The sequence below is a fragment of the Chitinilyticum litopenaei DSM 21440 genome (assembly GCF_000428145.1).
In the GTDB taxonomy this organism is placed as follows: domain Bacteria; phylum Pseudomonadota; class Gammaproteobacteria; order Burkholderiales; family Chitinibacteraceae; genus Chitinilyticum; species Chitinilyticum litopenaei.
Window position 1 is genome coordinate 60,663 of record NZ_ATZJ01000019.1, and the last position, 13,077, is coordinate 73,739.

Below are 13,077 nucleotides of genomic sequence, written 5' to 3' on the forward strand. Positions count from 1 at the left end.
GTTAGCTGGCAATACCCAGCATTTCTTCGGCATGCTGGCGCGTGGTTTCGGTGATGGTGACGCCGCCCAGCATGCGGGCGATTTCGGCGATGCGCGCGGACTGATCCAGCGCGGTGATGGCGCTGACCACACCCGCCTCGTCGCTGGTCTTGCTTACCTGCAGATGCTGATGCCCACACGCCGCCACCTGCGGCAGGTGGGTGATGCACAGCACCTGGCGGCTGGCGGCCAGCTCGCGCAGACGCCGGCCGACGATTTCGGCAACCTTGCCGCCAATGCCGACATCCACCTCGTCGAAAATCAGCGTGGGAACGGCGGCAACCTTGCTGGTCACCACCTGCAGCGCCAGCGAGATGCGCGACAGCTCGCCACCGGAAGCCACCTTGGCGAGCGCACGCAGCGGTGCGCTCGGGTGATTGGCCACCTGCAGCTCGACCTGCTCGAGGCCGAAGGCCGCCGGCGTTTCCAGCGGCAACAGCGTGATGGCAAAGCGCGACGAACCCAGCGCCAGCTCGGGCAGCTGCTCGTTGACTGCAGCCTCCAGCTCGGCGGCCGCGGCGGCGCGGCGCGCACTCAGTTGGCCCGCGAGCGTTCTGAATGCGGCCTCGGCATCAAGAACCCGCGCCTGCAGGCCTTCCAGACCGGCGCTGCCGCCCAGCTCGGCCAGCCGCGCCTGCCAGTCCTGCAATTGTTGCGGCAATTCTTCCGGCGGCAGGCGAAACTTGCGCGCCATGCGGAACACCGCGTCGAGCCGTGCCTCGACTTCGGCCAGCCGCGAGGGATCAAGCTCCAGCCGGTCGGCGTAATGGCGCAGCGCATGCACGGCATCGGCCAGCTGCGCTTCCGCGCCCTCCAGCAGCGACAGGGTTTCATTGATGCCGGCATCGTAATCGGCAAGGCCCGCCAGCTGGTGCTGCACGCTGGCCAGCCAGCTCTGGCAGTTCTCGTCGCCGTCGGCCAGCACATTCAGGCCAGACTGCACACCCTCGATCAGGCTGGCGGCATGGTGCAGGCGCTTGTGTTCGGCCTGCAGCTCGGGCCACTCGCCGTCGGCAAGGCCCAGCGCCGCCAGTTCGTCGATCTGCCACTGCAGGCGCTCGCATTCGGCCAGATAGGCGCTCTGGTTGCGCTCGGCCTCCTGCAATTCGTTCGCCAGCGCCTGCCAGTGCTGCCAGCTCGCGCGCACCTCGCGCGCCAGTGGCGTGGCCTGCGCGAAATCGTCAAGCAGCGCGCGCTGCGCATCGCCGCGCAACAGCGACTGGTGCGCGTGCTGGCCGTGGATGTCGACCAGCAGCTCGCCCAGCGCTTTGAGCTGCGCCAGCGTCGCCGGCGTGCCGTTGATCCACGCGCGGCTTTTTCCCGCGGCGTCGATCACCCGGCGCAGCAACAGCCGCCCTTCATCGCCCTGCAGCGATTCACTGGCCAACCAGTCGTTGACGCCGGGAATGGCATTGCACGCCCACTCGCCATTGAGCTCGGCCCGCTCGGCACCCTGGCGCACCATGCCAGCCTCGGCGCGCTCGCCCAGCAAGAGGCCCAGCGCGTCGATGAGGATGGATTTGCCCGCGCCGGTCTCGCCGGTCAGCACGGTAAGCCCCTTGCTGAAATTCAGTTCCAGCTCGCGGACGATGACGAAATCACGCAGGTGTAGCGATTGCAGCATGGGCTTGCAACTCCGGAAAACCCAACGCAGAGACACAGAGATGCAGAGAAATGCCGTGTTAATTGTTCAGCGAGCTGCCAGCCGCCCAGAGCGAGGGCACGCTTGGTGGCAGCCAAACCTGATCAGGCTTTTCTCTGCGCCGCGGCGCCTCTGCGTTGAAAACAGTCAATCACAGCAGCTTTTCGCCCCAGCGCAGCTTGGCGCGGAGCATGTCGTAGTAGTTGTATCCCAGCGGATGCAGGATGGTCAGCAGCTGCGGATAGCGGCGGATGATGATGCGGTCCATCTCGCGGATTTCGCAGTCGCTCTGGTTGTCGAAATACACGCGCGCATCCTGGCCGCGCGTGAGCAGAAAGGCGACTTCCGCCGTATCACTCACGACGATGGGCCGGTTGGACAGCGATTGCGGGCAGATGGGCACCAGCGAAATGGCCGGCACCGTAGGCTGCAGAATGGGGCCGCCGGAGGACAGCGCGTAGGCGGTCGAGCCGGTCGGCGTCGAGACGATCAGGCCATCGGCGCGCTGGCTGCACACGAACTGCTGGTCGATGAAGATTTCAAACTCGATCATTGCCCCCATCGAGCCGCGGCTGAACACCACGTCATTGAAGGCCAGCGAGCGATGCACCTCCTCGCCAGCCCGGATCACGCTGGTCTCCAGCAGGATGCGCTGTTCGGGCGTATGGTCGCCGGCCAGGATGCGCGGCACCACGGCCTCCATGTCGTGCAGGGGGATGTCGGTCATGAAACCGAGCCGGCCCTGGTTGATGCCGATCAGCGGCTTGCCGTGCGGCGCCACCAGGCGGGCGACCGAGAGCATGGTGCCGTCGCCGCCCATGACAATGACCGCGTCTGCGCGCACGCCGATTTCCTCGCGCGCCACCAGCGGCAGCTGGGTAATGCCATGCTCGGCGGCAATCTGGGCTTCCAGCAACACGGTCAGCCCGCGCCGCTGCAGCAGGGCCGCCAGCAGTCGCAGGGGTTCACCCAGCGCGGGGGTGGCCAGCCGGCCTACGAGCGCAATTGTTTTATACAGACTGTCCATGTCTTGTAATCGCCAGTAATTGCCCGCAATTAAACACACAAGACCGGTTAAAATCCAGCGCCATGAACGAACGTGCCCAAATCCTGCTGCGAACGCTGATCGAGCGCTATGTCTCGGAAGGCCAGCCCGTCGGCTCCAAGACGCTGTGCCAGCATTCCGGGCTTGACGTCAGTCCCGCCACCATCCGCAACATCATGGCGGATCTCGAGGAGCACGGCTTTATCGCCAGCCCGCATACCTCGGCCGGCCGCATCCCCACGCCGCGCGGCTACCGTTTCTTCGTCGATACGCTGCTGGCAAGCCGCCCGCTCGCGCCTGCCACCGCCGCCGGCCTGGCCTTGCCGACCGATACGCCGCAGCACAGCATTGCGGCAGCTTCGCAGCTCTTGTCGCAACTCACGCAGTTCGCCGGCGTGGTGATGACGCCGCGCCGCCAGGAGCTGACGCTGCGCCATGTCGAATTCCTGCCGCTTTCGGACAAGCGCGTGCTGCTGATCCTGGTGACCAGCGACGGCAGCGTGCAAAACCGCATCCTGCATACCGAGCGCAGCTTCAATCCGGCCGAGCTGATCGAAGCCGGCAACTTCCTGACCCAGCACAGTGCCGGGCGCACGCTGTCGGAGCTGGTGAGCTTCGTGCGCCACGAGCTGGTGCGTCTCAAGGGCGACATCGTCGCGCTGATGAATGCGGCGGTGGAAGTCAGCCAGAGCAGCGCCAACGAAGGCGAGGCGGTGCTGATTTCCGGCGAGCTGCAACTTCTGGGCGTGAGCGAACTCTCTGCCAACGTCGGCCGCGTGCGCCAGCTGCTGGAACTCTTCGAGCAGAAGACCGCGCTGCTGCAATTGCTGGATCATGGCTGCAAGGCTGACGGGATCCAGATTTACATCGGCGGCGAATCGGGGCTGGCGCCGCTGGATGAATGTTCGGTGATTACCGCCCCCTATCACGTCAACGGCAATGTGGTGGGCACGCTGGGCGTCATCGGCCCCACCCGCATGGCGTATGACCGCGTCATTCCGATTGTCGACATCACCGCCCGACTGCTGTCGAGCGCCCTTTCCCAACAAAGCAGCGACTCATGACCTTTTCCTTCCGTTTTCGCCCCTCCAAACTGCTGCCCGCCGTGGCGCTTGGCGCCACACTGGCCGGCGCCTTCCTGGCCCCGGCGGCCCACGCCGACGAGGCGCTGATCCAGCGTGACGATGTGCGCGCCTATCTGGACGACATCAGCCGCCAGTACGGTTTTGATCGCGCGGCGCTCGACGAGCTGTTCCTGCAGGTAAGCCCGAAACCCAACATCCTCAATTACTTCGACCGGCCCTCCACCTCCAAGCCCTGGTACGAGTTCCGCCCGAACTTCGTCACCAGTGGCCGCGCGCTCAGCGGCGCGCGCTTCTGGCGCGCGAACGCGCCGCTGGTCGAGAAAATCAGCAAGCACTACCAGGTCGAGCCGGAAGTCGTGCTCGCCATCCTCAATGTCGAAACCGGCTACGGCAAGAACCAGGGCAGCTTCCGCGTGCTCGACGTGCTCAGCACCGTCGCGTTCGACTACCCGCGCCGCTCGGAATACTTCCGCCGCGAGCTGACCGAATTCCTGCAGCTGGCGCGCGCCGAGGGTTGGGATCCGCTGTCCTTCAAGGGCAGCTACGCCGGCGCGATGGGCTGGCCGCAATTCATGCCCTCGTCCTTTCGCAATTACGCGCAGGACTGGGACAAGGATGGTCATCATGACATCTGGAACAATGCCGGCGACGCGCTGGCCAGCGCCGCCAACTACCTGAAGGAATACGGCTGGCAGCAGGGCCGCCAGGCCGTCGCACCGGTCAATTTCGCCGGCGATGCCGAGCCGCTGCTCGCCGAAAAATTCAACCTGAAATACACGGTTGCCGAGCTGATGGACAAAGGCGTGCAGCCGCTGACCGAGCAGGACACGCGCCAGAAGGCCGTGTATTTCGCGCTGGAAACAGCACCGGGCGAAACCAGCCATTACCTGGGCTACAACAATTTCTACGTCATCACCCGCTACAACAAGAGCACGCTGTACGCGATGGCGGTACTGGAGCTGGCGCAGGAGATCAAGACCGCCTACCAGAATGGCGCCGATCTGAAGGGCAAGGCCACAGCGCCCGCCAGAAAAGGCTCGGCAAGCAAGCCGGCGCCGGCCAAGGGCAAGGCCGCACCGCTTTGGTAAGCGGCTCGCCGCTACCCGCCAATGTATTGCCCTGTGGCCTTTTCAGCACATTGGCTGCCGGGCAATACCTATCAAATTAACCAGAAAAGTCAAAGCGCGACCTGATTAGAAACCCTTCTCAGCAAACCACAAAACCTATTGAACCACAGAGACACAGAGGGCACAGAGGAAGCAAAACCCTGAGAATTGCCTAGACGTGCTCCGGTTTTTCTCTGTGTCTCTGTGGTTGATTTGGGTTTTGCTGAGAAGTCTTGCTAATCAGGAAGCGCGAAGGACCCTCGCCATGCAGGGGCCGCGCGTCGCTGCAGCAAGCGGCTGACAATCAGAACAGGGGCTGCTCTTCGTTCACCAGTGCGCTCAGTTCCAGCGTCCACACGCCCTGACGCTGGTAATGCGCCAGCAGATCGCGCAGCATGTCCAGTACCTTGCCGGCCTCGGAACAAAACTCCACTGCCGGGTGATAAATCTGCAGGCCCTGGTGGACCTGCTCGGTCACGGAGGCATCGTGGGTCAGGCGCTTGAAGCGGTCCAGCGCGATGCGGCTGATGGTTTCTTCGCTGGCGTGCGAACCGTCGCTGCTGCAGTCGATCAGCAGGCGGAACTGAAAGCCGTGCCGTTCGAATTCGATCTGCCGTCCGGCACGGCGTACCGCCAGAAAGTTGCGGGCAGAGGCCGGCAATTCGTTGCGCTGCATGTACTCCGCCAGCACCGACTCGGGATCGGCGCCAAGCAGCGTCGTTTCAATGACGCCATTGCGGGTGCGGACAATGTGGTAGCGAAAGAGGAGGTTCATGAGCGGGCTGTCGGGTGGGCCTGCGCCACGGGCCGGTGGCCGGCGTGGCGCAGGAACTGAAGCAAGCATAGAACAGCGCGCGCCATCGGGAGAGCTATTTGCGCAGTTTCAGGCCGGCCAGTGCCGCCGCCATCGCGCCCTGGCCCTGCGGCTCGCGCTGCTGGCTGCCCTGCTGGCGACGCACCTCGTTGCGCGATGCGCCCGGCTTGCCAGCTTCGCGGGCGGGCTGGATTTCATCGCCCATGCGCATGGTCAGCGCAATGCGCTTTCTGGGTACGTCGACCTCGACCACCTTGACCTTCACCACCTGCCCGGCTTTCACCACCTCGCGCGGGTCCTTGACGAACTTGTTCGACAGCACCGACACATGGACAAGGCCGTCCTGGTGCACGCCGATGTCGACAAAGGCGCCGAAGTTGGCCACATTGGTCACCACCCCTTCGAGCACCATGCCCGGCTGCAGATCCTTGATGTCGTTCACGCCTTCGGTAAACGTCGCGGTCTTGAACTCGGGGCGCGGATCGCGGCCGGGTTTGTCGAGCTCGGCGAGAATGTCCTTCACGGTGGGCAGGCCGAAGCGCTCGTCGGTGAACTCGGCCGGATTCAGGCTCTTGAGCGTGCCGCTGTCGCCGATCAGCGCGCGGGCGTCCTTCTGGACTTTCGCGAGGATTTTTTCGACCACCGGGTAGGCTTCCGGGTGCACGGCCGAGGCATCGAGCGGGTTCTTGCCGTTCATGATGCGCAAAAAGCCTGCGGCCAGCTCGAAGGTCTTGTCGCCCAGGCGCGGCACCTTCTTCAGGGTCGAACGCTCAGAAAACGCGCCATACTCGTCACGGTACGCGACGATATTGCTTGCCAGTGTTGGGTTAAGGCCCGATACCCTGGTCAGAAGGGCAACGGAAGCGGTATTTACATCGACGCCGACCGCGTTCACGCAATCCTCGACGGTAGCGTCCAGGCTCTTCGCCAGCTGCGTCTGGTTCACGTCATGCTGGTACTGGCCGACGCCGATCGATTTCGGGTCAATCTTGACCAGCTCGGCCAGCGGGTCCTGCAGGCGGCGGGCAATCGACACCGCACCGCGCAATGACACATCCAGATCGGGGAACTCCTTCGCCGCCAGCTCGGACGCCGAATACACCGAGGCGCCGGCTTCCGACACAACAATCTTCTGCAGCTTGCCGCCCGCCGCCTTGACGAGTTCGGCGGCAAGCTGGTCGGTTTCGCGGCTGGCCGTGCCGTTGCCGATGGCGACGAGCTCGACCTTGTGCTTGATGACCAGCGCGGCCAGCACCGCCAGCGACTTGTCCCATTCGCGGCGGGGCTCGTGCGGGTAGATGGTGGCGGTATCCACCAGTTTGCCGGTGGCATCCACCACGGCCACCTTCACGCCGGTGCGCAGGCCCGGATCGAGCCCCAGCGTCGCGCGCGGGCCGGCGGGTGCGGCCAGCAGCAGGTCTTTGAGATTGGCGCCGAACACGCGAATCGCTTCGGCCTCGGCCGCATCGCGCAACTCGCCCAGCAGCTCGGTTTCCAGGCTCACCGACAATTTGGCGCGCCAGCACAGGCGCACGGTGTCCGACAGCCACTTGTCCGCGGCCCGTCCGGCGTTTTTCACGCCGACGGCCTCGGCAATCATGATTTCGCAGGGGCTGACCGGCAGCGGCGCTTCCAGCTCTTGCGGCAGCAGCAGCGCCAGGCTCAGCACGCCCTCGTTGCGCCCGCGCAGCATGGCCAGCATGCGGTGCGAGGGCACGCGCGCCAGCGGCTCGTGGTGCTCGAAATAGTCGGCAAACTTGGCGCCCTCGCCTTCCTTGCCCTCGACCACGCGACTGACCAGCTCGGCGCGTTCGCGCAGCGTATTGCGCAACTTCTCCAGCAGCGCGGCGTTTTCGGAAAAGGTTTCGATCAGGATGGCGCGCGCGCCGTCCAGCGCCGCCTTTTCATCGGCCACGTCAGCCGTGATGAAGGCGGCGGCCTCGGCCTGCGGATCGCGTTCCGGCTCGGCCAGCAGCAGTTCGGCCAGCGGCTGCAGGCCCGCTTCACGGGCGATCTGGGCCTTGGTGCGGCGTTTCTGCTTGTAGGGCAGGTACAGGTCTTCGAGACGCTGCTTGTTGTCGGCGCTCTTGAGGTCGAATTCCAGCGCCGGGGTCAGCTTGCCCTGCTCGGCCACGCTGGCCAGAATCGTCGCGCGGCGGTCTTCCAGCTCGCGCAGATAGACGAGGCGCTCGGCCAGATTGCGCAGTTGCGTGTCATCCAGCCCGCCCGTCACTTCCTTGCGGTAGCGGGCGATGAAGGGCACGGTCGCGCCTTCGTCGAGCAGCGCCACGGCGGCATTGATCTGGGCTTCACGGCAGGCCAGTTCGCTGGCGAGTCGCTGGGAAATCGAGGGCAGCATGCAGCAGGTCCAATCGGGTACGAAAGACCGCGGATTATAAGCAAGCTGCGGTCGCGGACAAACCTTCGCCGCATGCGCTGTGGCCGTTCGTCATCCGGTGATGCGTATCCCGCAGCGCAGCAAACGCCACGCTGGCCCTGTACGCCGCTTTGCTCTAAGGTGGCGGTTTCGCGATGACCGGAGCCGGCTGATGAGCGTGATTGCCGTTTTCAACCAGAAAGGCGGGGTGGGCAAAACCACCGTGACGGCCCATCTGGCGGCCGCGCTGGCACGCAATGGCGTGGAAACCATCGTCATTGACCTCGATCCGCAGGCGCACCTGACCTCGGTGTGGCGTCCGCAGACCAAGGTCAACGAATCGATCTATCGCTTCTACCAGGGCACCTGCCAGCTGCTCGACGTGGCCAGGCCGCTCGACAAGCATGTGCACTTCATTCCCTCGCACATCGAACTGGCGCGCATCGACGCGCAGGTTAGCCGTCATCGTGACAACCTCTGGCGGCTGAAGCTGGCGCTGGAAGCCGAAATGCTCGCCGGCAGCGACCTGCCCATTCTCATCGACTGCAGCCCCATGCTGGGGGTGCTGGCATTTTCCGCGCTGCTCGCCGCCGATCTGGTGCTCATCCCCGTTGCCGCCGAGTATCTGGCGCTCAATGGCGCGCACCTGCTCGACAATACGCTGGCCGGGCTGGAAAAATTCCAGCCGCGCCTGCCGCGGCGCTACCTGCTCAACCGCTACCAGCCCAACACTCCGACTTCGCAGAAGATCTGGCAGCAGCTCAACCGCCACTACCCCGGCGAGGTGCTCAGCACGCGCATTCATGAAAACGTCGACATCATCGAGGCCATCGGTGCGGGCACCGACGTCTTCACGTCGACGCCCAATGGCGTGGGCGGCACCGACTTTGCCTTCCTGCTTGACGAGCTGATCGAACAGGGACTGATGCACGCCACACCATCCAGCCGCGAGCAATCGGTGCTCGGGCTGTGAGGACTGCGTGACGAGGTGTGAGGTGTGAGGTGTGAGGTGTGAGGTGTGAGGTGGCAGATTGATACCAGCATACCCATAGCGCCACAGCCCAGCACCAGATTTGGCTGCGAGCCCATACCCATCAGCAATCCTGCACCCGCCAGTCACACTGCGCGGGCAAGTTCGCCAGCAACACCATTCGCGCGGCACTGAAACGGCGCCAAGCGGCCGGCAAAGCCCCTCCTGGCCGGGGCAAGTCCGCGCAGCCGCCGCGCGATTGCGGTTTTCGTCCCCCTGCCGGATGCGATTTTTCCTGCCGCATTGCAGCAATCAGCGCGGTTTTCCTGCCGGCCGATGGTAAACTGCGCGCTCGCCTTTTTCTCTGGCTCCCCATGTTTGAACTCCTGCTGGGCCTGCGCTATACGCGGGCCAAACGCCGCACTGGCTTCATCTCCTTCATCTCGCTGGTGTCCATCCTTGGCATAGCGCTGGGGGTGGCCGCGCTGATCATCGTGCTCTCGGTCATGAACGGTTTTCAGGAAGAGGTACGCAACCGCATCCTGGGCATGACGGCGCACATCACCATCGCCGCGCCGGACGGCCAACTGCACGACTGGCAGCAGGCCAGCTCCACCGCACTGCAGTTTGCCGAGGTCAAGGGCAGCGCCCCCTTCGTGCTGGGCCAGGGCCTGCTGACCAGCGGTGATCTGGTCAAGGGCACGCTGGTGCGCGGTGTCGAGCCGGAACGCGAAGGCCTGGTCAGCGAGATTCCGCAGAAAATGGTCGCCGGCCAGCTTGCCGACCTGAAGGCCGGCGAATTCGGCATCGTGCTGGGCTGGGACATGGCGCGCGAGCTGGGCGTGACGCTGGGCGACAAGGTCACGCTGATCACGCCGCAGGGCCAGGTGACGCCGGCCGGCATGATTCCGCGCCTGAAGCAATTCAAGGTGGTGGGCGTCTTCCGCGCCGATTACTACCCCTATGACGCCGGGCTGGCGCTGCTGCACCTCACCGATGCGCAGCGGCTCTTCCGCATGGGCGATACCGTCAGCGGCGTGCACGTCAAGCTCAGCGACATCATGCTGGCGCGCAGTGTGGCGCCCCGCATCAATGCCGAGCTGCCCAATCTGTTCGTGAATGACTGGACGCATGAAAACCCGACCTACTTCCGCGCCGTGGAAATCGAAAAGCGCATGATGTTCATCATCCTGACGCTGATCGTCGCGGTGGCCGCCTTCAATCTGGTCTCCACGCTGGTGATGCTGGTGACCGACAAGCAGGCCGACATCGCCATCCTGCGCACGCTGGGCGCTTCGCCCGGCAGCATCATGCGCATCTTCATGATCCAGGGCGCGATCTCCGGCCTGATCGGCACCGCCTGTGGCGTGCTGTCCGGCGTGCTGGTCGCGGTCAACCTCGGCACCATCGTGCCGCTGATCGAGCGCGTGATCGGCGCGCGCATCCTCTCGCCCGACGTCTACCTGATTACCGAGCTGCCCTCGAAAGTGCTGGTCAGTGATGTGAGCACCATCGCGGTGATTGCCCTGCTGCTGGCCTTTGTGATGACGCTCTATCCAAGCTGGCGCGCCGCGCGCATCAACCCGGCGGAGGCCCTGCGCTATGAATGACACCCGGCAAACCATTCTCGAAGCACGCGCGCTGGGTCGCACCTACCGCAGCGGCAAGCTGGAAACCCCGGTGCTGCAAGCGGTCGAGTTCCGCCTGGTGGCCGGCGAAGTCGTCGCCATCGTCGGCGCGTCGGGCTCGGGTAAATCCACGCTGCTGCATTGCCTGGGCGCACTGGATCAGCCCGACAGCGGCAGCGTGCGCCTGCTGGAGCAGGACCCGTTTGCGCTGGACAGTCGCCGGCGCGGCGAGCTGCGCAACCGGCATCTGGGCTTTGTCTACCAGTTCCACCATCTGCTGCCGGAATTCACGGCCGCCGAAAATGTCGCCATGCCGCTGATCATCCGCCGCCTGCCGCGCAAGGAGGCGCTGGCACAGGCCGAAGCCATGCTGGCCAAGGTGGGACTCGCCGCGCGCAGCCACCACAAGCCCGGCGAACTCTCCGGCGGCGAGCGCCAGCGCGCCGCGATTGCCCGCGCACTGGTAACTCGCCCGGCCTGTGTGCTGGCCGACGAACCGACCGGCAATCTGGACCGCGATACGGCCGAGGGCGTGTTCCAGCTCTTGCTGGAGCTGGCCCGCGAACTGGGCAGCGGCATCGTGATCGTCACGCACGATACCGAACTGGCCGCCCGCTGCGACCGCACGCTGCGGCTGACCCACGGTCACCTCGAATAAGCAAGGGGCGCAGCGCGCCCCTTTCACCTACCCCAGCAAGTATCCGCCCGCAGCCCAATCATGCATTTGGCTGCGGGGCAATACCCTGCAGGCGCTACAGAGCCCCCAGATAATCCGGCTTGCCCAGTGGTACGCCGTTATGGCGCAGGATGGCGTAGGCTGTGCTGGTGTGGAAGTAGAGGTTGGGCAAGGCAAAGTGCAGCAGGAAGGCATCGCCGGTCAGTGGCTGCTCCGGCAACCAGGGCAGCACGATCTGCCGCGCCCCGGCGTCGGCAAAATCGGCGGCGGCAAATCCCGCCAGATAGTCCTGCGTGCGCTGCAAGCGCTGCTGCAGCTCGGCAAAACTCTGCTCCACATCGGCGAAGGCCGGAGCGCTCTGCCCCGTCAGCCGCGCGGCAGCGCCCTTGCAGGTGTCCGAGACGATCTGCACCTGCTTCACCAGCGGATACATGTCCGGCGCGAGCCGGCTGGCCAGCAACACGGCAGGATCAATGCCGCGCTGCTGCGCCCAGCTGTCGCCCTTGGCGAGAATGGCGGCAAGATTGGCGAGCATGCGCGTTGCGGTCGGCAACAGGATGGCGTGATGGTCAAGCATGGGCGTATCTCCAGTCGGTGTTCGCTACTTGTCAGAAACTGACAATTGCGGTGTACTTCGCTGCATCGGCAGGGTATTGAAAAGTCGGGTTTCCGGCCGACATCAAGCACCGGACAAAGCCCGGCGCAAATCACTGTCTGTAAACTCAGGGCCTTTTGTTCTCATGCATTTTCTAGCTACCTCAGCAAAGAACAATTCGTCATTCTCGCGAAAGCGGGAATCAAGCTGCAATGCCTGTTCGAGTGGTGCTCTGGATGTCGGCTTTCGCCGGCATCATGAGTTGCTGAGCTGACTACCTAATCAGAAGCTGACCGGGTCAGCACCCCTTCATTTATCCAAGGAGTATTTCATGTTCAAGGAATTTCGTGAATTCGCAATGCGCGGCAATGTGATCGACCTGGCCGTCGGCGTGGTGATTGGCGCGGCGTTTGGCAAGATTGTCGATTCGCTGGTCAAGGACGTGATCATGCCGCCACTGGGCTTCATCATCGGCAAGGTGGATTTCGCCAATCTCTTCATCACGCTCGCGGAAGGCAAGGTCGCCGGGCCGTACGCCTCGCTGAAGGCGGCGCAGGATGCCGGCGCGGTCACCATGAACATTGGCCTCTTCATCAACACCATGATCAGCTTCATCATCGTGGCCTTCGCGATTTTCCTGGTAGTGAAGGCCATGAACAAGCTCAAGCGCGAAGAGACACCGGCCCCCGCCGAGCCCGCGCCGACGCCGACGCCGGAAGACATTGAACTGCTGCGCGAAATCCGCGACCTATTGAAAAAGTAAGCGTATAGCCATGCAGCCATTCATTTGAAAAGGCTACAGCAATATACCGTATGCGCCCAGCCGCCCCACCTTGAAGCACCCCGCCCAAAATCAGGATGATGGTGTCCACGATCTTTCTTCGTGGACACCATGCCCTTGATCCCACTCCCCCCAGTCCGCCATCAACGGCGGACCCACAGTCCAGAATTCAAAGCAGCCGTCGTGGCCGCTTGCCGACAACCGGGTATTTCCGTCGCGGCCATCGCCCGACAGCACGATCTGAATGACAATCTCGTGCATAAATGGCTGCGAGAGTCCAAGCGGGGCGACCCCGCTTTTTCCCCGACGGTTATGCCTG

Annotated in this window: 12 protein-coding genes; 7 read left to right on the forward strand and 5 right to left on the reverse strand. The window is 64.1% G+C overall.

Features of this window, described 5'->3' with window-relative positions:
* Position 1: 1 nt before the first annotated feature.
* On the reverse strand, positions 2 to 1,663 hold the full coding sequence (gene recN / locus C515_RS0109255; RefSeq protein WP_028455300.1) for a DNA repair protein RecN: 1,662 nt from the start codon (positions 1,661 to 1,663) through the stop codon (positions 2 to 4).
* Positions 1,664 to 1,832: 169 nt separating this feature from the next.
* Entirely contained in the window at positions 1,833 to 2,708 is an 876-nt protein-coding gene (locus C515_RS0109260) for an NAD kinase (protein WP_028455301.1), read from the reverse strand.
* A gap of 62 nt (positions 2,709 to 2,770) precedes the next feature.
* Here C515_RS0109260 and hrcA point away from each other — a divergent pair, with 62 nt between their 5' ends.
* On the forward strand, positions 2,771 to 3,790 hold the full coding sequence (gene hrcA, locus C515_RS0109265) for a heat-inducible transcriptional repressor HrcA (RefSeq protein WP_028455302.1): 1,020 nt from the start codon (positions 2,771 to 2,773) through the stop codon (positions 3,788 to 3,790).
* The gene (mltB, locus tag C515_RS20395) at positions 3,787 to 4,899 is read left to right on the forward strand and encodes a lytic murein transglycosylase B (protein WP_081686859.1); all 1,113 of its coding nucleotides are present in this window, start codon (positions 3,787 to 3,789) and stop codon (positions 4,897 to 4,899) included. Before hrcA ends, mltB begins: the two co-directional genes overlap by 4 nt.
* A 322-nt stretch (positions 4,900 to 5,221) precedes the next feature.
* On the opposite strand, the gene C515_RS0109275 is transcribed toward mltB, so the two are convergent.
* Together C515_RS0109275 and C515_RS0109280 are read right to left on the reverse strand one after the other, a co-directional pair.
* A complete protein-coding gene (locus tag C515_RS0109275; RefSeq protein ID WP_028455303.1) occupies positions 5,222 to 5,692 on the reverse strand; it encodes a hypothetical protein in 471 nt (156 codons plus the stop codon).
* A gap of 94 nt (positions 5,693 to 5,786) precedes the next feature.
* Complete coding sequence (locus C515_RS0109280; protein WP_028455304.1) at positions 5,787 to 8,090, reverse strand: Tex family protein; 2,304 nt, start codon at positions 8,088 to 8,090, stop codon at positions 5,787 to 5,789.
* A gap of 190 nt (positions 8,091 to 8,280) precedes the next feature.
* Here C515_RS0109280 and C515_RS20400 point away from each other — a divergent pair, with 190 nt between their 5' ends.
* The 3 genes from C515_RS20400 to C515_RS0109295 all read left to right on the forward strand — a co-directional run bounded on the left by C515_RS20400 (position 8,281) and on the right by C515_RS0109295 (position 11,364).
* Complete coding sequence (locus C515_RS20400; RefSeq protein WP_051304807.1) at positions 8,281 to 9,081, forward strand: ParA family protein; 801 nt, start codon at positions 8,281 to 8,283, stop codon at positions 9,079 to 9,081.
* A gap of 371 nt (positions 9,082 to 9,452) precedes the next feature.
* Entirely contained in the window at positions 9,453 to 10,688 is a 1,236-nt protein-coding gene (locus C515_RS0109290; RefSeq protein WP_028455305.1) for a lipoprotein-releasing ABC transporter permease subunit, read from the forward strand.
* Complete coding sequence (locus C515_RS0109295) at positions 10,681 to 11,364, forward strand: ABC transporter ATP-binding protein (protein ID WP_028455306.1); 684 nt, start codon at positions 10,681 to 10,683, stop codon at positions 11,362 to 11,364. Before C515_RS0109290 ends, C515_RS0109295 begins: the two co-directional genes overlap by 8 nt.
* A gap of 94 nt (positions 11,365 to 11,458) precedes the next feature.
* On the opposite strand, the gene C515_RS0109300 is transcribed toward C515_RS0109295, so the two are convergent.
* Positions 11,459 to 11,959, reverse strand: coding sequence for a DUF1993 domain-containing protein (locus tag C515_RS0109300; protein ID WP_028455307.1), 501 nt, complete (start codon positions 11,957 to 11,959; stop codon positions 11,459 to 11,461).
* A 349-nt stretch (positions 11,960 to 12,308) separates the two neighbouring features.
* On the opposite strand from C515_RS0109300, the gene mscL reads away from it, so the two are divergent.
* Positions 12,309 to 12,740 (forward strand): large conductance mechanosensitive channel protein MscL, encoded by a 432-nt coding sequence (mscL, locus tag C515_RS0109305; RefSeq protein ID WP_028455308.1) that lies wholly within the window; start codon positions 12,309 to 12,311, stop codon positions 12,738 to 12,740.
* Between the two features lie 129 nt (positions 12,741 to 12,869).
* A partial coding sequence (locus tag C515_RS24925; protein WP_373277252.1) for a transposase occupies positions 12,870 to 13,077 on the forward strand: 208 nt, incomplete at its 3' end.